We start from the raw sequence: 26,729 nt of genomic DNA, 5'->3' as shown, positions 1-26,729 counted from the left end.
GAACATCGATAGCCTCTGTTTTCAAGGGGGCGCCCCGCGACTCGTGCGGATCACGCCGAAACCCGAATGCTCCGGCCGCACGGACCGGAGTCGAAGACGGAGGATACGTCATGAGAATGCGGACCCGGTTTCTCGCCGCGGTGGGCGTCGCTGCCCTCGTGGCGGCCGGCGCCCTCCCGGCCATGGCCGAAGGCGTCACCGAGCAGGACATCATCAACGACGCCAAGACGCCCGGCGACGTCGTTACCTACGGCCTCGGGCCGCAGGCGCAGCGGTTCAGCCCGCTGAAGACCCTCAATCGCGACAACATCAAGAGCCTCGTCCCGGCGTGGTCGTTCTCCTTCGGCGGCGAGAAGCAGCGCGGCCAGGAGAGCCAGGCGCTGGTGAAGGACGGCATCATCTACGTGACGGGCTCGTATTCGCGCATGTACGCGATCGATTCCCGCACCGGCGATAAGAAGTGGGAATACGACGCCCGCCTGCCGGAGGGCATCCTGCCCTGCTGCGACGTGGTGAACCGCGGCGCCGCGCTCTACAAGGATAACGTCTACTTCGGCACGCTCGACGCCAAGCTCGTCGCCCTCAACACCAAGACCGGCAAGGTGGTCTGGCGCAAGGACATCGACGACTTCAAGGCCGGCTACAGCTACACGGCCGCCCCGATCATCGTGAAGGGCAAGATCATCACCGGCGTGTCCGGCGGCGAGTTCGGCGTGATCGGGCGCATCGAGGCCCGCGACGCCGAGACCGGCGAGGTGGTGTGGAAGCGCCCCGTGATCGAGGGCCACATGGGCGAGCTCAACGGCAAGCCCTCGACCATGACGGGCAAGGTCAACGAGTCCTGGCCCGGCGACATGTGGAAGTTCGGCGGCGGCGCCACGTGGCTCGGCGGCACCTACGACCCCGAGACCAACCTGATCTACTTCGGCACCGGCAACCCGGGCCCGTGGAACTCCTGGCTGCGGCCGGGCGACAACAAGTGGACGTCCTCGCGCCTCGCCCTCAACCCCGACAACGGCGAGATCGTCTGGGGCTTCCAGACCACCCCGCACGACGGCTGGGACTTCGACGGCGTCAACGAGTTCGTGCCGTTCGACCTGAACAAGGGCGGGAAGACCATCAAGGCCGGCGCCACCGCCGACCGCAACGGCTTCTTCTACGTCCTGGACCGGACCAACGGGAAGTTCATCTCGGCGACGCCGTTCGTCGAGAAGATCAACTGGGCCAAGGGCATCGATGAGAACGGCCGCCCGATCTACAACGAGGAGAACCGGCCCGGCGACCCGAGCAAGGCGACCGGCGACGACAAGAAGGGCAAGTCGGTCTTCGCGGTGCCGAGCTTCCTCGGCGGCAAGAACTGGATGCCGATCGGCTACAGCCCCGACACCAAGCTCTTCTACGTGCCCTCCAACGAGTGGGGCATGGATATCTGGAACGAGCCGGTGAACTACAAGAAGGGCGCGGCCTATCTCGGCGCCGGCTTCACCATCAAGCCGGTCTTCGACGACCATATCGGCTCGCTCAAGGCGATCGACCCGGCCTCCGGCAAGGTCGTGTGGGAGTACAAGAACAAGGCCCCGCTCTGGGCCGGCGTGCTCACCACCGCGGGCAACCTCGTCTTCACCGGCACGCCCGAGGGCTTCCTGAAGGCCTTCGACGCCAAGACCGGCGAGGAGGTGTGGAAGTTCCAGGTCGGCACCGGCGTGGTCTCCTCGCCGATCACCTGGGAGCAGGACGGCGAGCAGTGGGTCGGCGTCGCGGCCGGCTGGGGCGGCGCGGTTCCGCTGTGGGGCGGCGAGGTGGCCAAGTCGACCGCCGGCATCAACCAGGGCGGCAGCTTCTGGGCGTTCAAGCTGCCGAAGACGGTGGCGTCGCGCTGAGGCGCACCGAAGAAAGCGTGCCGGTTCCGGATCGGGCCGGCACGCTCAGGCCTCGGGGCGCAACGGCGGCCGTCTCAACACCCGCTTGCGCCCCGGGGCTGCTTCCATCACCTTTCGGACCTCCCGCCCGCGTTTTCGGCGGATCCTGTGAGGATCTCGAGCGAAGGACCGAGGTGTCCGTGCATCTCCTGATCGTCGACGATCATCCCCTGTTCCGTGACGCCCTGGCGGCCACGATCCGCCTCGCGCATCCGGATGCGGTTCTGCACGAGGCCGACGGGATCGAGGCGGCGTGCGCAGTCCTCTCAGCGAACCGTAACATCGACCTGACGCTCCTCGACCTGTCGATGCGCGGCGTCACCGGGTTCGACGGTCTGATCACCATCCGGGCGAGCTTCCCGCGCATCCCGATCCTGATCGTGTCCGGCCACGAGGATCCGCGCATCGTGCGCGAGGCCCTGCAGCACGGCGCGGCCGGGTTCGTCCCGAAGGCGATGGACAAGGCGACGCTCACCCGGGCGATCACCGAGGTGATGAGCGGCGCGCTGTTCCTGCCGCCGGGCTTCACCGAGGCCAGTGCACCGGCGCCGCGGAGCAAGAAGGCGCCCTTGCCCGAACGCCTCGCCCGGCTGACGCCTCAGCAGCTGCGAGTGCTGATGATGATCCGGCAGGGCAAGCTCAACAAGCAGATTGCCCACGAGCTTCAGGTCGGCGACTCGACCGTGAAGGCGCATGTGTCCGAGATCCTGCGCAAGCTCGAAGTGATCAGCCGGACGCAGATCGTGATCGACACGGCATCCCTGGATTTCAAACAGATCCACAACACGCATCCCGCCTGACGCCTCCGCCGTCCTGACCACGCGGCGCGATACGATCCGTGCCGTCGTGAGGAACGAGTCAGCGTGATCCAGGCCGAGCGACATCGATCAGCGTGGCGCCGGCTGGAGCGCCCCCGTGGGGTCGCGACGGCGGCGGCTGACACCACGCCGAGGCACATGCCTTCGATGCTGCACGCCCGTCTTTTGAGGCGAAGCCATTCGTTGACCGCAACTCTGCTCCCGCGCGGTGCCGCCTCGTCATAATCGATATGATGCTATCTATCAGCATGCAATCCGATTGACCTGCGTCTCGATTGGGCCCTCGCGGTGGTGGACCGGACCGTGACCGACATCGACGATCCGAATACGCACGAGAAGCTCCAGCAGGCCGTGACGCACGCCCTGCTGACGACCGGCCGGCACTGGCGGCGCGCCGCCAACACCGTCGCCGAGGCGCATGGCCTGTCCGACGCGACCGCGCACCCGCTGATCATCATCGGCCGGATGGCCGAGGCGCCGCGTCAGAACGTCCTGGCGGACGCAGTCGGCATTGAAGGCCCCTCTCTGGTCCGCCTGATCGATCAGCTCGCCGCCGCCGGGCTGGTGGTGCGCCGCGAGGATCCATCCGACCGTCGCGCCAAGGTGCTGGGCCTGACCGCCCGCGGCCGCCAAGTGTTCGAGCGGATCGAGGCTGAGCTCTCCACCCTGCGGGCGCAGGTTTTCGCCGGGGTCAGCCGCGCCGATCTCGAAGCGAGCCTCCGGGTCTTCGCAGCACTCCAGCGCCACGGCCGCGCGGTCGCCGGGCTCGCGCTGGAGCCCGCGTCGTGACCCTGCCCGGATGGCGCGACTGGGCCTTCGCGCTGAAGACCTACGCGGCGGCGATGCTCGCCCTATACCTGGCGCTGTGGATCGACCTGCCCCGGCCCTACTGGGCACTCGGGACCGTCTACATCACCAGCCAAGTGCTCTCCGGAGCGACGCGCTCGAAAGCCGTCTACCGGGTCTGCGGCACGGTGCTCGGCGCGGCGGTGAGCGTCGTGCTGGTGCCGAACCTCGTCAACGCGCCGATCCTGCTGAGCCTGGCGGTGGCGCTCTGGGTCGCGGCCTGCCTCTACGTCTCGCTCCTCGACCGCACGCCCGCGAGCTACCTGCCGATGCTCGCCGGCTACACGGCCGCGCTGATCGGCTTTCCGGCGGTGGACGATCCCAACGCGATCTTCGACACCGCCGTCGCGCGCGCCGAGGAGATCTCGCTGGGGATCCTGTGCGCCAGCCTCGTCGCCACGCTCGTGATGCCGCAATCGGCCGCCCCGGCGATCATCGACCGGCTGAACCTGTGGCTGGCCGAGGCGCGAGCCTGGATCCAGGGTGCCCTGGCGCCGACTGGGGCGCCGGAAACGCGCGACGCCGAGCAGGCCAAGCGCTTGCGCCTCGCGTCGGACGCGATCGGCCTCGACGCCCTCGGCCTCGCCCTGCGCAACGAGGCCACCGGCTCGGAGGGGGCCGCGAAGGCCTGCGCGCTGCTCCGCCAGCACATGTTGATGGTCCTGCCGATCGCCGCCGCCGTGGCGGACCGCGTGGCGATCCTGGAGCAGGCGGGCGCGCTCCCGGCCCGCGCCCGGGCCTTCCTGTCGGACCTCGCCGTGTGGCTCGCCGACGACCGCGACGACCCGGAGGGCGCCGCGGAGCTGCGCGGTCGGATCGACGGGTTCGAGCCGGTCCTCGGACCTGCGCCGGACTGGACCGCATTGCTACTGGGGAGCCTGGCGGTCCGTCTGCGGGACGTGATCGACTTGCGGCAGGACCTGCGCGCGCTCCGCGGCCACGTGGCCGCCGGCACCGCACCCACGGCGCCGCTCGCCTTCGCGTACACGGCCCGGGTGCGGACCATCCGCCATCGCGATCACGGTCGCGCGGCGTTCTCGGCCCTGGGCGTGTTCGTCGGGCTGCTGGCCTGCTGCGCCGTCTGGATCGCCACCGGCTGGCCCGACGGGTCTGCGGCGCCGATGATGGGGGCGGTCGCCTGCTGCCTGTTCGCCGCGCAGGACGACCCGGCGCCGCAAATCCTCGGATTCACCAACTCGCCGATCGTCGGCGCCCTCGGCGCGGGATTCTGCCTGTTCGCGGTCCTGCCGCTCGCCACCAGTTTCGAGATGCTGGCCCTGGCGCTGGCGCCCGCCCTGATCCTGTGCGGCCTGATGATGACGCAGCCGCGCTTCGCCCCGATGGGCATGGGCGCGGCCCTCAACGGTGCCACCCTGCTGGCCCTTCAGAACGGTTACAGCGGCGACTTCGCGCCCTTCGCCAACGGGGTCGTCGCGTCGGTGACGGGAATGTGGATCGCCGCCGTGGTGACCCGGCTGATCCGCTCGGTCGGCGCCGGGTGGAGCGCGCGGCGGCTGGTGGGGATCAACCGGCGCAGCCTCACGGCGGCCGCGGACGGGCGCGGCGCTGGGCACGGCCTCGAACTCGCGGCCCTGATGCTCGACCGCGTCGGCCTGATCGCCCCGCGTCTGACAGCACTCCCGGCTGAGACCGCGGCGGCGATGGGCGACCTGCTGGCCGACGTGCGGGTGGGCATCAACCTCGTTGAGGTGCGGCGGGTGCGCCGACAGCTGCCGGGGGCGGCTCACGCCGCCGTCGACCACCTCCTGGCGATGGCGGCCCGCCAGTTGCGCGATCGGACGGACCACGGCGACGCCGATCTCCACGCCCATCTCCTCGCCGCCCTCGACGGAGCCCTCGATGCCGTCGCGGGCGCCACGGCGTCGCCGGAGCGCCGAGCCGCCCTGATCGGGCTGACCGGCCTGCGCCGCGGCCTGTTCCCCGACGCGCCCGCCTATAGGGCCGCGACCGTGCCGGACGACCGGGAGATGGCGGCATGATGGGCGAGATCGACCTGTACGGAGTGTTCGTGCCCGGCCTCGCCCTCTGGATGGCCATCGCGTTCGCACTGAGCCTGCCGCTGCGCCGCCTGCTTGCGGCGGCCGGCTTTTACCGCCTCGTCTGGCACCGGCCGCTCTTCGACCTCGCCCTCTACGTCGTCCTGCTCGGCGGCGTCGTGACCCTCGCCCACCGGACCCTGCAATGACCGCCGTTCTCTCCGTCCTCGGCCGCCTCCTGGTCACCCTCGGCATGGTCGCCGCGGCGCTGATCGTCGGCCTCGGCCTGTGGGACTACTACATGGAGGCACCCTGGACTCGGGACGGTCGGGTGCGCGCCGACGTTGTGGCGGTGGCGCCCGACGTGTCCGGCCTCGTCACCGAGGTGCTGGTGGAGGACAATCAGGTCGTGCGGACGGGCGACATCCTGTTCCGGATCGATCCGGACCGGTTCCGCCTCGGGCTGCGGCAGGCGGAGGCGATGGTGGAGGGCCGCAAGGCCACCGCCGAGCAGAATGCGGCCGACTACGCCCGCTACAGCAAGCTCTCCGACGCGGCGGTCTCGCAGCAGAAGGTCGAGGCCGCCAGGGCGGCCGACCTGTCCGCCCAGGCGGCCTACGAGCAGGCCCGGGCCGACCGCGACCTCGCCAAGCTCAATCTGGAGCGCTCGGCGGTGCGGGCCTCGGTCAACGGCCGGATCGCCAACATGGAGCTGCGGCCGGGCGCCTACGTCACCACCGGGCGGGGCGTGATGGCGCTGATCGACCGCGACACGGTGCGGATCGAGGGCTACTTCGAGGAGACCAAGCTGCCGCGCATCCGGGTCGGCGCGCCGGCGACCGTCCAGCTGATGGGCGAGGACGGCGTGCTCCGGGGCCGCGTGGCGAGCATCGCGGGCGGCATCGGCGAGACCGGCCGCAGCGACGCCACCAACCTCCTGGCCAACGTCAACCCGACCTTCTCGTGGGTGCGCCTCGCCCAGCGCATCCCGGTGCGGATCACCCTCGACGGCGGCACGGCGGATCCGCGGCTGGTGAGTGGCCGGACCGCGACGGTGTCGATAGCGCCCGCGGCGGGCGCGGAGACCCTGCGCTGGCCTTGGATGGCGTGGCGCGAGGCGCTCGCCCGCTGAGACGGCGGCCGAACCATCCCCCGGCACCCGGGTTGGCCTGACACGACGAATCAGGAGGTCCCCATGACGAAGACGATCCTCGCGCTGGCCACGTCCCTCGTGCTCGCTACATCGGGCGCGGCGCTGGCCCAGGCTCTGCACACCGGCGGGAGCGACCGGGGCAACGTCAACAAGTCGGGCGCGGTGGGCGGCACCGGCACAGGCAGTGCGGAGCGCACCGGCTCCACCGGCTTGGCGCCCGGTACGAGTGGCGGCCCGCGCGTCAGCACCCCGGGTGCCGCCGGTGGCAGCAGCATGGGCAACGGCACCACAGGCAGCGGCGCGGCACCGAGCGGTCGGTAGGCCTCGCGGTCGCTTCGGAGCAGCCCGCAGGTGGCAGCTTGCGTGGCGAGCCCGGAGAGCCGTCGCAAGCACCTCTTCATCCCGGGCCACGCAACGGCGCCCGGAATTCGGATCCGTCGACGCGATTTCTATTGCACCGTCGGCGGATCTGGCATTCGGACGCCCCGGAAGGACGCTGACACTCAGCGCAAGGGCGCCGGGGCGAGCGTCAGGCGCCGAGCCCGCCCACGCACAGGTACTTCGTGTTCAGGTAATCCTCGATGCCCTGATACGAGCCCTCGCGGCCGAGGCCGGATTCCTTCACGCCGCCGAAGGGCGCCACCTCGGTGGTGATGATCCCCTCGTTGATCCCGACCATGCCGTATTCCAGCGCCTCCGCCACCCGGAAGGTGCGGCCGAGGTCGCGGGTGTAGAAGTAGCAGGCGAGGCCGTACTCGGTGTCGTTGGCCATGCGGATCGCCTCGGCCTCGTCGCGGAACCGGAACAGCGGCGCCAGGGGGCCGAAGGTCTCCTCGCGGGCCACCGCCATGGCAGGGGTGGCGCCGGTGATCACCGTCGGCTCGAAGAACTGCCCGCCGAGCGCGTGGCGGTGGCCGCCCGCGACCACCCGGCCGCCCTTCTCGACGGCGTCGCGGATATGCGCCTCGGTCTTCTCAACGGCCGCCATGTCGATCAGCGGCCCTTGCGCGACGCCGTCCTCGAAGCCGTTGCCGACCTTCAGGCGGTTGGCGGCCTCGGCCATCTTCTCCGCGAAGGCGTCGTAGATCCCGTCCTGCACCAGGAAGCGGTTGGTGCAGATGCAGGTCTGGCCGGAATTGCGGTACTTGGCGAGCATCGCGCCGGCGACGGCCTTGTCGAGGTCGGCGTCGTCGAACACGATGAAGGGCGCGTTGCCGCCGAGCTCCATCGAGACCTTCTTCACCGTGTGGGCGGCCTGCTCCAGCAGCACCTTGCCGACCTCGGTGGAGCCCGTGAACGTGATCTTCTTCACGAGCGGGTTGCCGGTCATCTCGGCGCCGATCGCCCGGGCCGAGCCGGTGAGGATCGAGACCGTGCCGGCCGGGAAGCCGGCGCGCTCGCACAGCACGCCCCAGGCGAGGCCCGAGAGCGGGGTCTGCGAGGCCGGCTTGATCACGATCGGGCAGCCGGCGGCCAGCGCCGGGGCGATCTTGCGGGCGATCATGGAGGACGGGAAGTTCCACGGCGTGATCGCCGCCACCACGCCGACCGGCTCCTTGGTGACGAGGATCTTGCGGTCGCCCCAGGGGGAGAGGATCACGTCGCCGTAGACGCGGCGCGCTTCTTCCGCGAACCAGAGGACGTAGGCCGCCGACATGGCGACCTCGCCGCGGGCTTCGGTCAGCGACTTGCCCTGCTCGGCGGTGAGGATCTGCGCGAGGTCCTCCTGGTGCTCGGTGACGAGCGCCGCGAGCTTGCGCAGCAGCACGGCGCGCTCGTTGGCGGTCTTGGCGCGCCAAGCCGGGTAGGCCGCGTGGGCGGCCTTGATCGCTTGGGCCGTCTCCTCGGCGCCGGCACTCGGCACCCGGGCGATCAGCGCGCCGGTCGCCGGGTTGGTGACGTCGATGCTGCCGGAGCCGGCCTTCGACCATGTGCCGCCGATCAGGCAGGACTCGACCAGCAGGGCGCGGTCCTTCAGGGAGAGGGTCTCGAACTCAGGCATCCAACGGTTCCTTCGGCGGCTGCGGCATGTCGGTTTCCGACATTACCGTCCGCGGCTTGAGGGGCACGCTCTGGGCCGTATTCCTCGCCTGCGCCTCGGCTTTTGTCTCGAAGACATGGGGAGCCAGATCGCGGCTCGCCAACGAGGCGCCAAGTTTCAATCGCAAGAACGCGCTCGTCGTATACCGGGATGCGGTCTCGTAATAGCGGTTTTCGAGGTAGGCGATCGCTGAGAAGTAGGCGTCGCTCACCGTCGGGTCGATCTCGAACCCGTCGTAGTTCGCGATCAGGTGGACCTTGCGGCCGATCTCCTGGCAGGCGCGCTCGTATTCGCGGCGCACCAGCTCGACATCGTCGATGGTCCGGACCTGGAAACCTTCGAGGTTCGAGAACAGGATGTTGCGCTCCGGATCGTAGCTGATCCGCTCCGCGAGCGAGAGCCCGAGGAGCCAGGGCTCCAGCGCCATCACGGCCTCGCGGAACAGGCGCGGATCCATCGGCTTCGGGTCCTGCACGATCGGCGTGAAGCCCATCTGGCCGAGGATGTCCCGCGCGATGTCGATGCCCGGCGCGACCTCGATCAGCTCCATGCCGGCCCGCGTCCGGCGGAACACGCAGCGCTCGGTCACGTAGAGCACCGGCTGACCACGCTCGGCCGCGTAGGACCCCGAGAAGGTTACCTGCTCCACCGCGCCGACGAACTTGCGCGAACGTCCCTCGGCGAGGATCCGGATGCCGCCATCCTCCACCGCCACCTTGAGGCCGTCGGCCGTGAAAGTCCCGGCGAAGACGAGGCTCTTGGCGTTCTGCGAGATGTTGATGAACCCGCCCGCGCCCGCGAGCCGCTTGCCGAAGCGGCTGACGTTGACGTTGCCCTCCGCGTCGCACTGGGCGAGGCCGAGGCAGGCGAGGTCGAGGCCGCCGCCGTCGTAGAAGTCGAATTGCTGGTTCTGGTGCAACACCGCGGCCGGGTTCAGGGCGGCGCCGAAATCGAGACCGCCCTGCGGCAGGCCGCCGATCACGCCCGGCTCGGCGGTGAGCGTCAGGTACTTGAGCACCCGCTCCTCGGCGGCGACCGCCGCGACGCCCTCGGGCATGCCGATGCCGAGATTGACCACGCCGCCGGGTGGTAGCTCGAAGGCGCAGCGCCGGGCGATGACCTTGCGGGTGTCGAGCGCCATTGGGGCGATCCGGTCGAGCGGCACGCGCTGGCGGCCGGTGAAGGCGTGGTTGTAGGGCGTGCCGTAGGTCTGGCGGTGGTTCTCGGGCTGGCTGAGCACGACGCAATCGACCAGCACGCCCGGCACCTGCACCTCGCGTGGGTTGAGCGAGCCAGCCTCGGCCAGCCGCTCCACCTGGGCGATGACGAAGCCGCCCGAGTTCTTGGCGGCCATGGCGGCGGCGAGGTTGTCGAGGGTGAGCGCCTCGCGCTCCATGGTGATGTTGCCGGCGGGGTCGGCGGTGGTGCCGCGGATCAGCGCGACGTTGACCGGGAAAGCCTTGTAGTGGAGCCAGGATTCACCGCCGAGCTCGACCACGCTGACGAGGTCCTCGCGGGTCACGGCGTTGAGCTTGCCGCCCTCGAGCCGCGGGTCGACGAAGGTGCGCAGGCCGACCTTGGTGATGTGGCCGGGGGTGTGGGCGGCGATCTCCCGGTAGAGGTGCGAGACCACGCCGAGCGGCAGGTTGTAGGCCTCGATCAGGCCCTCGACAGCCATCGCCCCGAGCTTCGGCACGAGCGCCCAGTGGCCGCCGACGACCCGCTTCACGAGGCCCGGAATGGCCAGCTGGTTGAGGCCGCGCTCCTTGCCGTCGCCGGGGGCGGCGGCGAACATCAGCCCGAGCCCGTGCGGGCCGGTGCCGGATGTGAAGCGCCGCGCCAGCGCCAGGATCAACTCGTCCGGGGTGCCGATCCCGACGAAGCCCGACACCGCGACCATGTCGCCGTCCTGGAGGATGGCGATCGCCTCGTCGGCGCTGACGATCTTGTTCTTCAGGCTGCCCATGGATTGGTCCTCGGCGCCCGGAATGCGCGCCTCTCCCGCGCCCCCGTGCGGGGGAGGGCGGTCTCCGGAGCGGGTCGGGAGAGGGACGCGACGGTGAGGACTGGAACCCCGAATGTCAGGTCGGCCGCGCCCCTTCCTGTACCCGGGTCCCCCAGTCCCGCCCCCTGCCGATGCAGGGGCGACCCTCCCCCGCAAACGGGGGAGGGGAGGGACGTCGCGCCCGTCTCGGACCGATGAGCGACCATCCTACCCCCGCTTGCCGAGCCAGTCGGCGATGCCCGAGCCCAGCAGCTTCTGGGCCTTGCCGCCGACGAAGACGCCGACATGGCCACCAGGCAGACCCATCTCTGTGTAATCGCTCGTGCCGATCCGGCCCTTCAGCGCCTGCGAGGTGGCGGGCGGGATGATGTGGTCGTCCTGCGCGAAGACGTTCAACACCGGGCAGGTGATCCGCTTCAGGTCCACCGTCCGGCCGCCGAGCTCGAAGGCGCTCCGCACCAGCTTGTTGTCCTGGTAGAGATCCTTCAGCCACTGCTTGGCCGCCTCGCCGGGATGGTCCGGACGGTCGGCGATCCACTTCTCCATGCGGAGGAAGTTCAGGAACTTCTTCTTGTCGTCCAGGGCGTCGAGCAAGTCGAGGTTGTACTTCGTCATGGTGCGCATCGGCGTCATCATCGAGAACACCGAGCCCATGAAGGCGCCGGGTAGGGTGCCCTGCGCGTCGATCAGCCGGTCGACATCCTCGGGCGTCAGCGAGCGCGTCCAGACGTTGATGAAGCCGTGGCCGGCGCGGGCGTCCCGGGCATCGGCGTGGAAGTCGATCGGCGTGATCGTCAGCACCATCGCGTTGACGGTCTCGGGATAGAGCGCCGCGTAGCAGGTGGTGAAGACGCCGCCCTCGCAGATCCCGAGCAGGCTGATCGTCTCCCGCCCGGCCGCCTCCTGGATGAAGGCGACGCACTCGGCGAGGTAGCCGTCGACGTAATCGTCGATGGTGACGTAGCGGTCGGCCCGGCCCGGATTGCCCCAGTCGACCACGTAGAGGTCGAGGCCGAGATTCAGGAGGTTGCGCACCAGCGAGCGGTCCTCCTGCAGGTCCGCCATCGTGTAGCGGCCGATCAGGCCGTAGACGATCAGGACCGGCGGCAGCCCCCGACTCTCGGCGAGGGGCCGGTAGCGGTAGAGACTCACCTTGTCCTGGCTCCAGACCAGATCCTTCGGCGTGGTGGCGATCGCGACATCCGCGTCGCGGACCTCCGCGAACAGCTTGGCGCCGGCACTGATGCGCTGGCCGAGGGTGCCGACCTCGGCGAGCATCTCGGCCGGGGTCAGGGCGAGCGGCGCGGCCGGCGCCTTCGGGGGCTCCGGGTTGGAGCTCTCCGGGGTGCGGCTCTCCTGGTCAGCCATGGGATTCCTCCGCGGCGCGCGCGCCGTCCGCCTTGGCTCTGGCCGCGCGGCGCTCGCGGCGGAGCGCCCGCACCTCGCGGCGCAGCTCGGTCAGGCTCTTGTGCACATCGTCGAGCTCGGCGCGGGTCGGCTGGCCGTAGAACTCGGACAGGAAGGCCGCGACATCCTGCTGGGCGAGCCGGAGGTCGGTGGAGGCCCGCAGCACCGTCCGCTGCGAGGTTAGGAACTTCTCCGAGCGCTGGACCTCCAGCAGGACCGCGTTGGCGGTCTCGATCCAGCGGGTCATCATGTCTCGGGCGGAGGCGAAGCTCTCGCCGCGCTCGGCGCGGGCATTGGCTTCCTGGGCGAAGGTGCCGGCGGCGCGCGTCCAGGCGTCCAGCATCACGGCCTGGTGCTCGCTCTGCGCCCGCCGCAGGCTCGCCCAAGCGGTGAACAGGGCCGCGTAGCGCCGCTCCGTCTGCCACAGATCGGCGAGCTGAGGTCCTTCGGCCATGCGGGTGAGCGCGGCGTCGAACTCGCCCGAGCCGCCGAGCCAGGCCTGGGGATCGAAGATCCGGGCCAGCACGGCGCCCGCGGTCGGGTCCGGCGCGCCGGGGCCGCCCTGCAGCGACGCCGTCAGGGTCTGGGACAACGCGGTCGCAGAGGTCCAGGCCTCGGTCAGCTTGGCCTGCGCGGTCGCGAGGCCGGAGAGATCGGCCGCCGGAAAGGTCGGCCAGCCGAAAGTGGGGGCTGACTGCCCGGCGCCGGGGGTAAGGAAGCCCGCGCCGGCCCGGGTCCAGAACTCGCCCATCGCGCGGAACGCGTCGAACTGGTCCATGCTGGCGTTCCTCCCGGCCGTTCCGGCCCCGCGATGCCGCAGAACGTGTCGTCAGCGCACGGGCTCGATCGCCCGTCGCGCAAACCCTTGATCGCTCCCGCCCTGAACCCTCATCCTGAGGTGCCGGAGCGCAACGGAGGCCTCGAAGGAGGGCTCCAGGGACGGCAGCGGCTTCTGGAGGGCTCCTTCGAGGCGGCTTCGCCGCACCTCAGGATGAGGTCGAGAATGGCGAGACGCGCCCTCACGCCGCCGGGCGCGTCTCACCGAGGGCCTCGGCGTAGATCGCAAAGGCGTCGTCGTAGGTGACCTCGCGCGGGTTGTTCACGAGGAGCCGCGTCTGCTTCATCGCGTCGGTGGCCATGCGCTCCAGGTCCTGCCGGGCGACGCCGACCTCGGCGAGGGAGGCTGGCACCTTGCAGTCGCGGCAGATCGCGTCGAGGCTCTCGACGAAGCGCTTGGCGGCCTCAGGCTGCGGCAGATCCGCGGCGGCCGGGTCGAGGATCGGCGCCAGCTCGGCGTAGAGTCCCTCCGCGTGGGAGAGGTTGAAGCGCATCACCCCCATCAACACGAGGGCGTTCGAGAGCCCGTGCGGCACGTGGAAGAGTGCGCCGACCGGGTAGGCGAGGGCGTGCACCGCCGCGACCGGCGCGTTGGCGAAGGCCATGCCGGCCAGCATCGAACCGAGCAGCATGCCGGAGCGCGCCTCGAGGTTCTTGCCGTCCGTGCAGGCGGTGCGGATGTTGGCCGAGAGCAGCGCCAACGCCTGCTTGGCGAGCTGGTCGGAGATCGGGTTCTTCTTGTTCTTGCTGGTGAAGGCCTCGATGGCGTGGACCATGGCGTCGATGCCGGTGGCGGCCGTCACGTGGGACGGAAGGCCCAGCGTCAGCTCCGGGTCGAGCACCGCCCAGTCGGGCAGGAGCTTCGGGGCGACGACGCCCTTCTTCTCGGTGGTCGGCGTCGTGACGATCGAGATCGGCGTCACCTCGGAGCCGGTGCCGGCCGTTGTGGGTACGAGGATCAGCGGCAGGCGGTCGCCCTTGGCGAGGCCGACGCCGTAGATCGCGTCGAGCGGCTCGTCCGACTTGGCGAGGTAGGCCACGAGCTTGGCGGTATCGAGCGCCGAGCCGCCGCCGATCGACAGGACGAGATCGGTCCCGAGCTCCCGGGCGCGCCTGGCTGCCGCCTCGATCACCGTGGAGGGCGGGTCGGCAACTACGTCCTCGTAGACGTCCAGGATGACGCCCGCGGAGGTCAGAGCCGTCTCGGCGGCCCGGGTCAGCCCGGCGCCGCGCACGCCCTTGTCGGTGACCAGCAGGACGCGCTTGGCCCCGAAACTGCCGACGATCTCCGGCAGCTTCCGGGAGGCGCCGGCCTCGAACAGCACGTTCGGCGTGGTCTGGAAGGTGAACGGATTCATCGCGCTTCCCTGTCTTGCATGCCGAGTCTCTGCGAGGCCAAGGTCACTCGGCGGGCTCGAAATCCTTCACCTTCGCGCGCAGCTCGTCGACCAGCACGCGGGTGTTCTCGGAATAGTCGATCGGCACCGCCACGAGGTGGACGCCGCCCGCCGCGAAGGCCCGGTCCAGGGTCGGCACGAGGTCGTTGACCGATTCGACCCGGTGGCCGGTGGCCCCGTACGACTTGGCGTAGAGAACGAAGTCCGGATTGTTGAAGGTCATGCCGTAATCGGCGAACTTGTCGACGGCCTGCTTCCAGCGGATCATCCCGTAGGCCGAGTCGTCGAGCACCAGCACCACCAGATTGAGCTTGAGCCGCACCGCGGTCTCCATCTCCTGGCTGTTCATCATGAAGCCGCCATCGCCGCAGACCGCCATGACGCGGCGGTTCGGGTAGAGCATCGCCGCCATCATGGCCGAGGGCAGGCCCGCGCCCATCGTGGCCAGCGCGTTGTCGAGGAGCAGCGTGTTGGCGACGTAGGTCCGGTAGTTCCGGGCGAACCAGATCTTGTACATGCCGTTGTCGAGGCAGACGATGCCATCCTCGGGGATCACCCGGCGCACGTCGCGCACGAGGCGCTGCGGGGTCACCGGGAAGCGATCCTCGCCGGCCCGGTCACCGATATGGGTGAGGATGTGCTCGCGCAGGTGCAGCAGCGCGCCGGCGTTGGGGAGCTTGCCGTCGAGCTTCTCGGCGAGCAGCTTCAGGGTCGGTCCGAGATCGCCCACCACCTCGGCGTCGGGGTAGTACACCTGCTCGACGTTGGCCGGCATGTAGCTGATGTGCAGGACCTTCTGGTCGGCCTGGCCCATGAAGAAGGGCGGCTTCTCGATCGTGTCGTGGCCGATGGCGATGATCAGGTCGGCCCGGTCGATCGCCTCGTGGACGTAGTCGCGCTCGGAGAGCGCCGCGGTGCCCATGTAGAGGTCGGTCCCGCCCGCGACGGTGCCCTTGCCCATCTGGGTGGTGAAGAACGGGATGCCAGTGCGCTGCACGAAGCCGCCGAGCTCGCCGGTGGCGCGGGGGCGGCTCGCGGCGGCGCCCAGCATGATCAGCGGGCGCTTGGCCTTCAGGATCATGGCGGCGGCGCGCTCGATGGCGGCCGGGTGGGCGACCGGGATATCGATCGGGTGCGAGGGCACCAGATGAGCCTCGGCCTGTTCCGAGGCGATGTCCTCGGGCAGCTCCAGCAGCACCGGTCCGGGCCGCTCCTCGGTGGCGACCCGGAAGGCGTCGCGCACGATGCTGGGGATCGAGGAGGCCGAGACGATCTGCCGGGCCATCTTGGTGATCGGCTTCATCGAGCTGATCACGTCGACGATCTGGAATTTCGCCTGGCGCGAGGACAGGATGCCCTTCTGTCCGGTGATGATGATCATCGGCATGGCGCCGAGATGGGCGTAGGCCGCGCCGGTGGAGAAATTGAGCGCGCCCGGGCCCAGCGTCGAGAGGCAGACGCCGGGACGGCCGGTGAGGCGGCCGTGGGTGGCGGCCATGAAGCTCGCCGCCTGCTCGTGGCGGGTCAGGACCAGCTCGATCTTGGAATTGCGCAGGGATTCGACGACGTCGAGATTCTCTTCGCCGGGGATCCCGAAGATGCGGTCGACGCCCTCGTTCTCGAGGGCCGCCACGAGTAGATCTGAACCCTTGGGCATGCGAAGTCTCGCTGATGCAACGGCGCGCCCGCGATCCCGGTCCGCTCCTGGCCCGCGCGTCGAGCGGCCTCCAACGGAACGGCACGGGACGAAGAAACGCTTCCCGAATAGCGGTTCGTTAGAGGGCCGGCCCGTAGAGCGGTCAAGGGCCGCGCAGGGTCGGAAAGTCACAGAGCCGGGCGGATGCTACCGTATGGAAGTCTGCCCGGTGCCGGGATGACGTCCGTAAGGTCGAGGCGGTCCGGCGCGCACGGATTGGTTATCGATGGACCGCCTGGAAAGCGACAAGACAGCGCCGGATGACGGGGACGCGCATGCCTCGGCCGCGGCATCGGTGCTCGCACCGATCGCCGATTTCCCCCGCATCGACCTGCGCGCGGGGGTCGAATCCTGGGACAAGCGCCGCCACGCCGGCAAGCGGCTGCGCGCCGAGGTGCCCCACGCGGCCCAGGCCGTGCTCAAAGCCGATTCGGACCGGCCGGACCCGGTCGACCTGATCGAGGCGGCGCACGAGGGCCGCCAGCCGCACCTGCTCCCGCTGCGGGTCGCCCGGATGGCGAGTTCGCCCTTCGCGTTCCTGCGCGGAGCCGCGCCCGTGATGGCCTGGGACCTGTCGCGTGGCCCCCGCAGCGGTATCGACGTCGTGATGAACGGCGACGCCCACATCGACAATTTCGGCCTGTTCGGCACGCCCCAGCGCGACATCGTCCTCGATCTCAACGACTTCGACGAGGTGACGATCGGCCCCTGGGAATGGGATCTCAAGCGCCTTGCGGCCGGCCTCGCGGTGGCCACAGCGGATGCCGGCGCGACGGCGGGGGAGCGGCGCAACGCCGTCATGGAGGTGGTCGCCGGCTATCAGCAGACGATGCGGCGCCTTGCGCCGCAGGGATCGCTGGACGTCTGGTACCAGACCACGCGCGCCGATACCCCGCACATCGCCGGTCTGCGGATGGACATGGAGGCCCGGGCCGTGGTGCGGCACGCGGTGGACAAGGCCCGGCGCCGGAACAACCGCAGCCTGCTCGGGCAGGTCGCGGAGCGGCGCACCGACGGCAGCTGGCGTCTGCAGGCTGATCCGCCGATCCTGACTCCGGTCGACGAGGCGACGCGCGAGGGCGTCGTCACCGGCCTGGAACGCTACGCCGAGACCCTGCCCCGCGAGCGCCGCTTCATGCTCGACCGCTATCATGTGGTCGACGTCGCCCATCGCGTCGTCGGGATCGGGAGCGTCGGAACCCGTGCCTACCTCGCGCTGCTGTTCGGCAATTCTGACGCCGACGCGCTGTTCCTGCAGGTCAAGGAGGCGGTCCGCCCCGCCCACGCCCCGTACCTGCCGGGCATGCCCGCACCCTATGCGGGGCACGAGGGCGAGCGCGTGATCTACGGTCAGCGGCTGCTCCAGGCGGTGGGCGATCCGCTCCTCGGCTGGACCAGCATCGCGGGGCGGCCGTTCTACGTGCGGCAGATGAAGAACCTGAAGGGCGCGCTCCCCCTGGCGCGGATGTCCGGCGCGCCGCTGCTGACCTTCTCGTACGCCTACGGGGCGCTGCTCGCCCGCGCCCACGCCCGGACCGGGGACGCGGCGGCGATCGCCGGCTACTGCGGAAGCGGCAAGCATCACGACCTCGGCGGCGCGATCGCCGACTGGGCGGCGGCCTATGCCGAGCGGAACGCGGCGGATCACGCGCTCTTCCGCAAGGCGATCGATCACGGGCGCCTTGCGGCGGCGGACGATCCGTGCCTGTGACGCGACCCCTCAGATCACCCCCTGGACCGGCGCTTCGCCGGCCAGCCGCACCAGGAGGTCGCGCAGCCAGCGATGGGCCGGGTCGCGGTCGTAGGAGGCGTGCCAGAGCATCGACACGGCCACGTCGTCCAGGGGCACCGGCACGGGGCTGACGCTGAGCGCCAGGGCACTGGCGAAGGCGGTGGCGAGCCGCGCATGCATCGTGGCGATCACCGGCGCGGCGCGGACCATGAAGGGCACGACGAGGAACCGCGGCGTCGTCACCGCCAGGGTACGCGAGCGGCCGATACGGGCGAGCGCGTCGTCAACAACCCCGTGAGCGGTCTCGCGCAGGGATGTCAGGACATGGGGGAATCGCAGGTAGTCGTCGAGCCCGATCGGCGGATGGAGGCCGATCAGCGCGGCGTTGAACAGCACGACGTAGCTGTCCCGGTAGAGAAGCCGCTGTTTGTGGTGCAGCTGACCCTCGGAGAACAGCCCGATGGCGAGATCCACCCGGTCGGCATCGAGCTCGTCCAGGATCCGGGTCCGGTCGATCGAGCGCAGCAGCAACCTGATCCCGGGAGCCTCCTGGCGGAGCTGCGCGATCAGTCGCGGCCCGAGGAGCGCCTCGACGCTGTCGGGCAGGCTCACCGTGAACGTCCGCGCCACGGTCGCCGGATCGAAGCGATCCTCCCGATGCACCAGCGCCTCAACCTGCCGGAGCGTGGCGCGCAACGGCTCGGCGATCTTGAGGGCCCGGGGCGTCGGCCGCATCCCGTCCGGCGCCCGGGTCAGGAGCTCGTCGTCGAACAGGCGGCGCAGGCGGGCGAGGCTCGAACTCATCGCCGACTGGCCGATCCCGACCCGGGCGGCCGCCCGGGTGACGCTGCGTTCGTCGAGCAGCGCGTCCAGGGCGACCAGCAGGTTCAGGTCGATCCGGCTGAGATCGATATGGTCAATGGCCACGGGCGTCACTGTCGCTTGAGCTCGCCGAGCTATAGCAACATCCACGGCCAGCGGCGTGCGTTAGCGGGCCTATCCAACCACGACCTCGGGATGCGGTCGCGGGTGGGAGGTTCCGGACCGGACAGACCTCAAGCCGGCAGCGGCTCTCGCGGCTCCGTATGGTCGAAGAGGCGCGGCGGCGGGATCTCGTCCCGGGCCCCCATCCGCGCGACGAGGTGATCGGCGACACGCAGCGCGTTGGCGATGATCGTCAGGGTCGGGTTCACGGCGCCGATCGACGGGAAGAAGCTGGCGTCGGTGACGTAGAGGTTGTCGAGTTCGTGCGCCTTGCAATTCCGGTCGAGGACAGAGGTGGCCGGATCGTCGCCGAACCGCAGGGTCCCCGCCTGGTGCGCCGTCCCGCCGATCGGGACGTTCTTGCCGAGGTAGAGCGATCGGTCGAACAGGTGCGGATGGATGTCGGTGAAGCTGCAGATGGCGCGCAGCTTCTGCCGGAGCCGCTTGTGCGCTTCGACGTTCGTCTCCGTGAGGTCGAGATGGACCTTTCCGTCCTTATAGTAGACCCGGTTCTGGGCCAGCGGCACGTCCTCCGAGGTCAGCCAGAAATCCACGGAGTGCTTGGCGATCCAATCGAAGGGTTTGTCGGGGAACCATTGCAGGAAGCCCGGCAGGCCCTCGCCGTGGATCTGGACGCCGTCCGACTTGCCGACCATCTGGATGTGACCGAGGGGGAAATCCCAATCGTCCGTCGGATCCGGATCGCCGAAGTAGAAGTCGTTCAGACCGAGGGTCTTCTGGAAGCGCGTCGGATTCGGCGTCTTGGAGATTGCCAGCACCGTCGAGTTGTTGTGGCGCATGTAGTTGCGCCCAACCTGATCCGAACCGTTGGCGAGACCGTTCGGATGCCGGTCGCTGGCCGAACGCAGGAGCAGCAGTGCCGAGGAGAGGGCGCCGCAGGCCACCACTACGATGTCGGCCGAGGCCTCGAAGGGCGCGCCGTCCCGGCTGCCGGCGACGCCGGTGACGGTGCGGCCTGACGGATCCGTCACGAGCCGCTCGATGTAGGTCCGGGTCAGGAGCGTCAGGTTCGGGCAGTCGCGCAGGGCGGGATCCACCACCATAGTCTGGGCGTCGGACTTGCCGTTGGTGGGGCAGGGGAAGCCGTCGAACGATTCGCACTTGATGCAGGGCGAGGTGGAGATGGCCCGTCCGTCTTTCTCCACGAGCCGCACGCCCACCGGCAGGTGGAACGGGTGATGTCCGGCCGCCTTCAGGTTGTCGAACAGCTCCTGGATCCGCGGCTCGTGGGAGACGGGCGGATGCGCGTAGGGCTTCGTCGACCAGGGCTCGGTGGGGTCCTCACCGCGCAGGCCGTGGACGTGGAACAGCTCCTCCGCGGCCTGATAGTACGGCTCGAACGTGTCGTAGCCCACCGGCCAAGCCGGCGCGATACCGTCCTGGTGGCGGATCTCGGTGAAATCCTTCTCGCGCAGGCGGAAGAGGATTGAACCGTAGAATTTGGAATTTCCACCGACATAGTAATGCAGCCCAGGGTGAAAGCTCTTGCCGTCCGAGGAGTACCAAGTCTCCGTGGCCTGGTAGTAGCCATCGACGATCACCGCCTGGCTGTCCCAATTGCGCGGCTCGCGCAGGAGGTAATCCCCGCGCTCGATCAGCAGGATCCGCTTGCCCGTCTGCGCGAGACGCCACGCCATCGTCCCACCCCCGGGGCCGGAACCGACGATGATGACGTCGTAGTGCTCACCGGACATGTGCCGTCTCCGTTCGGGTCTCGGTCCAGGCAGGCAACTCGCGAGTCGCGGTTCGGATCATGCCCCCGCTCCGTTTCGTGCACACCCGTTGTCAGGCTCCGACGCCGCGCTGACCGCAACCACCAGTTAAGCGCCTTTCCCAACGCGACCTTCAGCTTCAGCTGCGATCCTGTTTGGACCGGCCCCCGCCGGGGAGGCAGGCATGATCGAGGATATCGCGCTGGTCCTGGCGCTCCTGGTAGCGGCGATCCTGGCGCTCGGCCGCTGGCGTTCGCGCGGCGCGCTGTACGACGAGAACGAGGCCGAGCGGCTGCAGGACCGCATCTGGCGCATCAGCGAGAGCGAGGACCGCTACCGCGCGCTGGTGGCCGCCACCACCGAGATCATCGTCCAGCGCGATGCCCGCGGGCGCATCACCTACGCCAACGACGATTTTGCCCGCCTCCTCGGCCGCGAGCCCCTCGACCTGCTTGGCTCCCAGACGGATCTCGAGATCCTCGACCGCAACACCGTCGAGATCGGGCAGGACGGGGTGCGCCGCATGGAGGCGCAGGTCCGTGCCGCGGACGGTCGCGTGCGCTGGTTCGCCTTCGTGGAGATGCCGGTGGCGCACGGCGACGCGATGCATTGGCTGCGTGCCGGCCGCGACGTGACCGCCCGGGTCGAGGCGATCCGCAGCCGCAACGCCGCCCTGGAGCGTGCCGAGTCGGCGAGCGTGGCGAAATCCCGCTTCCTAGCGACGGTGAGCCACGAGATGCGCACGCCGCTGAACGGGATCCTCGGCATGGCCGATCTCGTGCTTGGGACCGACCTCAACCCGGAGCAGCGCACCTACGTGGAGGCGGTCCGTACCAGCGGCCAGGCGCTGCTCGGCCTGATCGACGGGGTGCTCGACTTCTCGCGGATCGAGGCCGGACGCCTCGACCTCGCGGCCGAGCCGTTCGACCTGCCGGTCCTCGCCGAAGGCGTGGTCGAACTCCTGGCGCCGCGGGCGCAGGACAAGGGGATCGAGATCGCCCTCGACGTCGCCGAGGATTTCCCTGCCGCGGTGGTGGGCGACGCCGACCGGGTGCGACAGATCCTGATCAACTTGGCCGGAAACGCCATCAAGTTCACCGACCGCGGTGGCGTGGGCGTCACCCTGGGCTTCACCCGTACCGCGGACGGTGGCGAGGTCGTGCTCGCGGTGGCTGATACCGGACCGGGAATCCCGGAGGAGCGGCTCCCCATCCTGTTCGAGGAGTTCGAGCAGGGCGACGGCAGTTCGAGCCGCAGCCACGAGGGCACGGGCCTCGGGCTCGCCATCACCCGGCGTCTCGTCACCCGCATGGGCGGCCGGATCGAGGCGGATTCGCGCGTCGGGCGCGGCTCGACCTTTCGGGTCGTGCTCCCCCTCGCGGAGAGGGACGGCGCAGCGCACGACAGGCGCGTTCCGCTGCCGCCGCTCTCCGCCCGGCGCTGTCTGATCGTGGCCGATTCGCCCTTCCAGGCTCCCTACCTCGCCCGCCTCCTGTCCCGGGCCGGGGCGGCGACGGTGATTGTGGACAGCCTCGACTCGGGCCTCGACGCCCTCTCCGGCGCCACGTTCGACGTGGTGCTGGCCGACCGGGCACTCGGCGACGGGGTGGTGCGGCAGATCGCGGACGCCGCGCATGCCTGCGGGGTACGCACCAGCCTCGTACTCCTCTCGCCCTTCGATCGGCGCGGCTTCGGCTCCCCGGGTGCCGCAGGCTTCGACGGCTACCTGATCAAGCCGGTCCGCCCCCGCTCACTGTTCGAGCGCCTGCTCGCGCCGGCCGCGACGCCGGAGAGTGCGACCGCACCACCCGCGGCACCGCCGCGGACCGGCTGCGGGATGCGGGTGCTTCTCGCCGAGGACAACCCGATCAACGCGTTGCTGGCGACCCGGGCCTTGGAGCGCCTGGGCGCCACGGTGGTCCACGCGGTGGACGGCGTCGAGGCGCTGGAGCGGCTGCAGGTCGAGGGGCCGTTCGATCTGGCGCTGATCGACGTCCGCATGCCCCGCCTCGACGGCCACGAGACGGCCCGTCGCATCCGGGCGGCCGAGTCCACCGGTACCGGACGGCTCCGCCTCGTCGCGCTCACGGCGAATGCCGGCCGCGAGGACGAGATCGCGGCGCGGGAGGCGGGATTCGACGGGTTTCTGGCCAAGCCGCTCAACCTGAAGCTCCTCCCCCCCTTGCTCGAGCGGCAATCCGCACAGGCGGCCTGATCTTGCTCGGTCGCGCCGGCAACCCGTCAAGGCGGCGGCGACGGGTTCGCCACAGCGGGTTGGGAAGGCATGCGTGACCAGCACCAGATCCCGCCGGGCGCTTCGTGCCCTCCACGCGCGAAGCCTCGGGGCCACCACAGGGATCTCGGGTGACGCGAGGCCGGTCGGCGCGGCGCTCCCGTGCATTCGCCGAAGCGCCCGATCCGACCCGCGTTGACAGCGGGGCGCATCCCGCGCCAACAGAGCGTCCATGTCGACAGCCCACTCCCCGTCGCCCGCACCGCGCTCCTCGAGCGGCGCGCTCGCCGCATGGGGCACGGCAGCCCTCGTGATCGCCACAGTCCTCATCGGAGCACTGGCGCCGACGCGTCATAGCGCGCCGGTTCGCGCGGTCGCCGAGGATCCGGCCTGCCTGGAATGGACCGACGGCTGCACGGTCTGCCAACGCCTTGCGGCGGGCCCGGCCTGTTCGCTGCCCGGCATCGCCTGCCAGCCCGCGGCGCCGCACTGCCTCCGCCGCCGCGACGGGTGAGCTTGGGCCACCCGGTACTGACGCGCCTCGCGGCGACACCACGGCGCCGGCGAGGACTACGCGGGATCGCTTGGCGCCGTTCGCACCATTCGCGCAGACGATGGCGAAGGCGATGCGTCCGGGGGCGCGCAGCATGAGTCCCTTCATGCCGCGCCTACGCTTCGCGCCGAGCCCGAACGGGCGGCTCCATCTCGGCCACGCCTACTCGGCGCTGCTCAATGCAGACCTCGCTCGCCGCATGGGCGGCATCTGTCGCCTCCGGATCGAGGATATCGACCCTGCACGCTCGAAACCTGACTTCATCGATGGGATTCGAACCGATCTCGCGTGGCTCGGGCTGACCTACCCGGAGCCGGTGCGGCATCAATCCCGGCACATGGCAGCCTACCGGACCGCCCTCGAGAACCTGATCGCCCGGAGGCTCGCGTATCCCTGCTTCTGCTCACGCGGGCAGATCCGAACCCGGGTCGCGTCCGGTGCCGTGGGTGGCGAGCGTTCCTGCGATCCCGACGGCGCACCGCTCTATCCCGGCACCTGCCGCAACGGCGATCCCGGGGCGGTGGCCGATCGCATTGCCCACGGGGATCCGCATACCTGGCGCCTCGACGTCGCGGCCGCCCTGCGCTGCGCCGGCGCCGCGCACGGCTACGTCGCCTTCGACGACTCCGGCGAGCGCCGGGTCGGTGCCGATCCGGCGCGCTGGGGGGATGCCGTGATTGCCCGGAGGGACGTGCCGACGAGCTACCACCTCGCGGTCGTCCACGACGACGCCGTGGAGGAGATCACGCACGTGGTCCGCGGCCGGGACTTAGAGGCGGCGACCGATCTCCACGTGCTCTTGCAGGCCCTGCTTGAATTGCCCCAGCCGCGCTACCGGCATCATTCGCTGATGCGCGACGCCGGGGGCGAGAAGCTCGCCAAGTCGCGCGGCTCGCAGACCCTCGCCGACCTTCGGCAGGCCGGTGTCACGCCGGAGGCCATCCGTGCCCGCCTCGGCTTCGCCTGAGACGGACGCCGGCGCGTCAGCGCACGACCGCGTCGCGCTGAGCGATCGCCGTGGCGCTCTTCGATTTCTGCATGGTGGCGTCGATCTGTTCGCGCTGGCGCTTGAACTCGGCGAGCATTCGCCCGTCGAGCTCGCGGCCGCGCGGGACACGGATCTTCATCGGATCGACGAAATGGCCGTTGATGATGACCTCGTAGTGCAGGTGCGCGCCGGTCGACAAACCGGTGGACCCGACATAACCGACGACCTGGCCCTGCCGGACCTTGACGCCCTCGCGGATGCCCCGACCGATCCGGGACATGTGGTTGTAGGTCGTGACGTAACCGTTGACGTGCTGCAGCTCGACCCGGTTGCCATAGCCGGAGGTCATTTCGGCGCGGATCACCACGCCGTTGCCGGCGGCCATGATCGGCGTACCCACCGGATTCGACCAGTCGACCCCGGTGTGCAGCTTGGCGTAGCCCAGCACCGGATGGCGTCGGTAGCCGAAGCCCGAGCGCATGATGCCGTCCGCGATGGGCTTGCGCAGCAGGAACTTCTTGAGCGAGCGCCCCTGCTCATCGAGGTAATCGATCGTGCCGTCGTCCGGGGATTGAAAGCGGTAGACCTTGCGGGTCTCGCCGCCCAGCGTCAGCGCGGCATAGAGCAGGTCGGGCCGGTCGGCACTGGCCTCGTCCTCGTAGGTGTAGAACACGTCCAGACCGTCGCCGCTGGCGATACGGCGCTGGAAGTCGAGATCGTAGCTGAAGACCCGGACGATGTCCTCGACGGTCGCGCGTGGCAGGTCGTGCCGCGCGGCGGTCTCGTACAGGCTCTGGTAGAGCCGCGGGCCGGATCCGGCATCCTCGTCCTCGTCCTCGCCGGCCTCGGCCTGGGGCTGCGCCTTGGATGACGGGGTGTCCTCGGCGGGGGGCGCCACCGAGACGAAGGCGCCGCGATCGTTGAGGGCCGCGATTCCCTCGATGCCGGACTCGCCGTAGAGCACCACGCGCGTCACCAAGCGCGGATCGCCAGGCCGGGGCCCGGGGGCGATCTGCACGCGCATCGGCTGGCCCTCGTTCAGGGCGGCGATGCGCGCCTTGCCGCCGAGCGCCGCGACGATGCCGCGGATCGCCTCATCGTTCGCCAGCCCCGTGGCCCTGAGCGTACCCTCCAAGGTGTCGCCGCGCTTGAGCGCGAGGTCGCGCTCTTCCACGAGCGGCGCCTCGTTGGGCTTCAGCTCGACCTTGGAGACCTTGGTGACGTTCTCGGGTACGACCAGCACCTCGATGGATTTGAACGGGTTTGCCTCCTTGGCAACCGCACCGTCGCCGGCGGCGCCCTGCTGCAGCGTGCGCGACAACAGGATCTGCGGGGCGATCGGGATGGCGGCACGGCGCCCGGCTTCGGCGGCGATGCGGCGCTCCTCCTCGACCTGAGCGGTAACGTCGTCGTCGCTGAGCGCCGGGGCGTTGGCGTCGACCGGCGCTTCGAGGAGATCGCGCTTGACGACGCTGACCTCCGCGCTCGGCGTGTCGGTCGCTTCGGGCGCACGCTCGAGGGGCTCGTCCGAGACGAACTTCATGGGATCAAAGCGCGGCGGTTCGCTGGCGTAGACGCCCGTGGTCATGGACAGCGGGGCGCTGAGGCGGACGAAGGCCTTCGCCTTGATGATCTCGCGGTCGCCGAGCCGGACCGTCACCGGCGCGCGGAAACTCTGCTTGGCAGAGGCGATCATCAGGTTGCGCACCAGCCGGTCGCCCTTCCGGGCGATATTGGCACCGCTCTCGCTGGGTTGAGGCCGGGCCACCACGACCGCCTTCTCGGGGATCGCCGCGAACGACACGTCACCCTGCAGGGAAACATGGAGCGCCGCAGCGATGAGAGCCGCGCCGGTCAAGCCGGTCAGTGTGCTGGCACAGAGCCAGCGCAGGTTCACGGCGCGCCGATCGATCTGGCTCGTGGAGGCGCCGAGATGGTCCAGCGGCGCCTGCACCCCGTGGGCCGGGGCAAGAGCCGCCACGTCGCCGATCTTGAGTCGCTCGCGCTTCACTCGAAGGCCCTGAAAAGACGCTGGTGACCGGATCCGCCGACCGGATCTACCATGCCGGGCGCGATCCCGCGCCCGCTCGAACCATCTCACGAGGCAGGGTGTCGAGATTGAGGCGTCGCGACGGGCTCATGGCTCCCAGCCGCCCGCGCGCACCACGCCGAGCGACCCGACTCGGCAGACCGCGGAAACGCAGGAAAACTTTTTGCAGACGGCTGTTGACGGGTCGGAGCGGTGGATCTATACCCCGGTTCATCGGCGCCGGCCGCGGAAGTGGACCGGGCGCTGAGCCATCTTCTGACAAGCGGCGGGACTGGCCGGCGAAGTAGCCGGTTGGTCCTCTGTTTGCCTGTGATGAGCCCCGGGGTTCCGGGGTGTTCTT

General features: G+C 70.0%; 20 protein-coding genes. 11 read left to right on the top strand and 9 right to left on the bottom strand.

Features of this window, described 5'->3' with window-relative positions; translation table 11 throughout:
* Nucleotides 1-110: 110 nt before the first annotated feature.
* The 7 genes from MKK82_RS28365 to MKK82_RS28335 all read left to right on the top strand — a co-directional run bounded on the left by MKK82_RS28365 (nucleotide 111) and on the right by MKK82_RS28335 (nucleotide 7,054).
* On the top strand, nucleotides 111-1,880 hold the full coding sequence (locus MKK82_RS28365) for a PQQ-dependent methanol/ethanol family dehydrogenase (protein WP_238290719.1): 1,770 nt from the start codon (nucleotides 111-113) through the stop codon (nucleotides 1,878-1,880).
* Between the two features lie 179 nt (nucleotides 1,881-2,059).
* On the top strand, nucleotides 2,060-2,719 hold the full coding sequence (locus tag MKK82_RS28360; protein ID WP_238290717.1) for a response regulator: 660 nt from the start codon (nucleotides 2,060-2,062) through the stop codon (nucleotides 2,717-2,719).
* A 321-nt stretch (nucleotides 2,720-3,040) separates the two neighbouring features.
* Nucleotides 3,041-3,526 carry a MarR family winged helix-turn-helix transcriptional regulator gene (locus MKK82_RS28355; RefSeq protein ID WP_238290716.1) on the top strand — a complete coding sequence of 162 codons (486 nt, stop codon included), beginning with the start codon at nucleotides 3,041-3,043 and terminating at the stop codon, nucleotides 3,524-3,526.
* A complete protein-coding gene (locus tag MKK82_RS28350; RefSeq protein ID WP_243987562.1) occupies nucleotides 3,523-5,583 on the top strand; it encodes an FUSC family protein in 2,061 nt (686 codons plus the stop codon). The genes MKK82_RS28355 and MKK82_RS28350 overlap by 4 nt, the downstream gene beginning before the upstream one ends.
* Complete coding sequence (locus MKK82_RS28345) at nucleotides 5,580-5,789, top strand: DUF1656 domain-containing protein (protein ID WP_238290714.1); 210 nt, start codon at nucleotides 5,580-5,582, stop codon at nucleotides 5,787-5,789. Before MKK82_RS28350 ends, MKK82_RS28345 begins: the two co-directional genes overlap by 4 nt.
* The gene (locus MKK82_RS28340) at nucleotides 5,786-6,712 is read left to right on the top strand and encodes an HlyD family secretion protein (RefSeq protein ID WP_238290713.1); all 927 of its coding nucleotides are present in this window, start codon (nucleotides 5,786-5,788) and stop codon (nucleotides 6,710-6,712) included. Before MKK82_RS28345 ends, MKK82_RS28340 begins: the two co-directional genes overlap by 4 nt.
* Before the next feature lie 63 nt (nucleotides 6,713-6,775).
* The gene (locus MKK82_RS28335) at nucleotides 6,776-7,054 is read left to right on the top strand and encodes a hypothetical protein (protein ID WP_238290712.1); all 279 of its coding nucleotides are present in this window, start codon (nucleotides 6,776-6,778) and stop codon (nucleotides 7,052-7,054) included.
* A 208-nt stretch (nucleotides 7,055-7,262) separates the two neighbouring features.
* Here the strand turns inward: MKK82_RS28335 and MKK82_RS28330 are convergent, their stop codons facing one another.
* From MKK82_RS28330 to MKK82_RS28305, 6 genes are all read right to left on the bottom strand, one after another.
* A complete protein-coding gene (locus tag MKK82_RS28330) occupies nucleotides 7,263-8,735 on the bottom strand; it encodes an NAD-dependent succinate-semialdehyde dehydrogenase (protein WP_243987561.1) in 1,473 nt (490 codons plus the stop codon).
* Nucleotides 8,728-10,740 carry an acyl CoA:acetate/3-ketoacid CoA transferase gene (locus tag MKK82_RS28325; RefSeq protein WP_238290710.1) on the bottom strand — a complete coding sequence of 671 codons (2,013 nt, stop codon included), beginning with the start codon at nucleotides 10,738-10,740 and terminating at the stop codon, nucleotides 8,728-8,730. Before MKK82_RS28325 ends, MKK82_RS28330 begins: the two co-directional genes overlap by 8 nt.
* Before the next feature lie 246 nt (nucleotides 10,741-10,986).
* Nucleotides 10,987-12,057 (bottom strand): class III poly(R)-hydroxyalkanoic acid synthase subunit PhaC, encoded by a 1,071-nt coding sequence (gene phaC, locus MKK82_RS28320; RefSeq protein ID WP_238290762.1) that lies wholly within the window; start codon nucleotides 12,055-12,057, stop codon nucleotides 10,987-10,989.
* An 82-nt stretch (nucleotides 12,058-12,139) separates the two neighbouring features.
* On the bottom strand, nucleotides 12,140-12,964 hold the full coding sequence (locus tag MKK82_RS28315; RefSeq protein ID WP_238290708.1) for a poly(R)-hydroxyalkanoic acid synthase subunit PhaE: 825 nt from the start codon (nucleotides 12,962-12,964) through the stop codon (nucleotides 12,140-12,142).
* Between the two features lie 241 nt (nucleotides 12,965-13,205).
* Entirely contained in the window at nucleotides 13,206-14,381 is a 1,176-nt protein-coding gene (locus MKK82_RS28310) for an iron-containing alcohol dehydrogenase (protein ID WP_243987560.1), read from the bottom strand.
* Between the two features lie 43 nt (nucleotides 14,382-14,424).
* The gene (locus MKK82_RS28305) at nucleotides 14,425-16,077 is read right to left on the bottom strand and encodes an acetolactate synthase large subunit (protein WP_238290706.1); all 1,653 of its coding nucleotides are present in this window, start codon (nucleotides 16,075-16,077) and stop codon (nucleotides 14,425-14,427) included.
* Nucleotides 16,078-16,342: 265 nt separating this feature from the next.
* On the opposite strand from MKK82_RS28305, the gene MKK82_RS28300 reads away from it, so the two are divergent.
* Complete coding sequence (locus tag MKK82_RS28300; RefSeq protein WP_238290705.1) at nucleotides 16,343-17,827, top strand: DUF2252 domain-containing protein; 1,485 nt, start codon at nucleotides 16,343-16,345, stop codon at nucleotides 17,825-17,827.
* Between the two features lie 9 nt (nucleotides 17,828-17,836).
* Here the strand turns inward: MKK82_RS28300 and MKK82_RS28295 are convergent, their stop codons facing one another.
* Together MKK82_RS28295 and MKK82_RS28290 are read right to left on the bottom strand one after the other, a co-directional pair.
* Nucleotides 17,837-18,775 carry a LysR family transcriptional regulator gene (locus tag MKK82_RS28295; protein WP_238290704.1) on the bottom strand — a complete coding sequence of 313 codons (939 nt, stop codon included), beginning with the start codon at nucleotides 18,773-18,775 and terminating at the stop codon, nucleotides 17,837-17,839.
* A 128-nt stretch (nucleotides 18,776-18,903) separates the two neighbouring features.
* Nucleotides 18,904-20,547, bottom strand: coding sequence for a GMC oxidoreductase (locus MKK82_RS28290; protein WP_238290703.1), 1,644 nt, complete (start codon nucleotides 20,545-20,547; stop codon nucleotides 18,904-18,906).
* Nucleotides 20,548-20,749: 202 nt separating this feature from the next.
* On the opposite strand from MKK82_RS28290, the gene MKK82_RS28285 reads away from it, so the two are divergent.
* The 3 genes from MKK82_RS28285 to gluQRS all read left to right on the top strand — a co-directional run bounded on the left by MKK82_RS28285 (nucleotide 20,750) and on the right by gluQRS (nucleotide 24,318).
* Entirely contained in the window at nucleotides 20,750-22,780 is a 2,031-nt protein-coding gene (locus MKK82_RS28285; RefSeq protein WP_238290702.1) for an ATP-binding protein, read from the top strand.
* A gap of 250 nt (nucleotides 22,781-23,030) precedes the next feature.
* A complete protein-coding gene (locus MKK82_RS28280; protein ID WP_238290701.1) occupies nucleotides 23,031-23,312 on the top strand; it encodes a hypothetical protein in 282 nt (93 codons plus the stop codon).
* 145 nt (nucleotides 23,313-23,457) lie between these two features.
* Entirely contained in the window at nucleotides 23,458-24,318 is an 861-nt protein-coding gene (gene gluQRS / locus MKK82_RS28275) for a tRNA glutamyl-Q(34) synthetase GluQRS (RefSeq protein WP_238290700.1), read from the top strand.
* 16 nt (nucleotides 24,319-24,334) lie between these two features.
* Here the strand turns inward: gluQRS and MKK82_RS28270 are convergent, their stop codons facing one another.
* Nucleotides 24,335-26,350 carry a M23 family metallopeptidase gene (locus MKK82_RS28270; RefSeq protein WP_238290699.1) on the bottom strand — a complete coding sequence of 672 codons (2,016 nt, stop codon included), beginning with the start codon at nucleotides 26,348-26,350 and terminating at the stop codon, nucleotides 24,335-24,337.
* Between the last annotated feature and the right edge of the window lie 379 nt (nucleotides 26,351-26,729).

Source organism: Methylobacterium sp. E-046 (genome assembly GCF_022829625.1).
GTDB classification, from domain to species: domain Bacteria; phylum Pseudomonadota; class Alphaproteobacteria; order Rhizobiales; family Beijerinckiaceae; genus Methylobacterium; species Methylobacterium longum.
The sequence above is the reverse complement of the archived record's forward strand: the minus strand, read 5'-3'. Positions and strand labels throughout refer to the sequence as shown.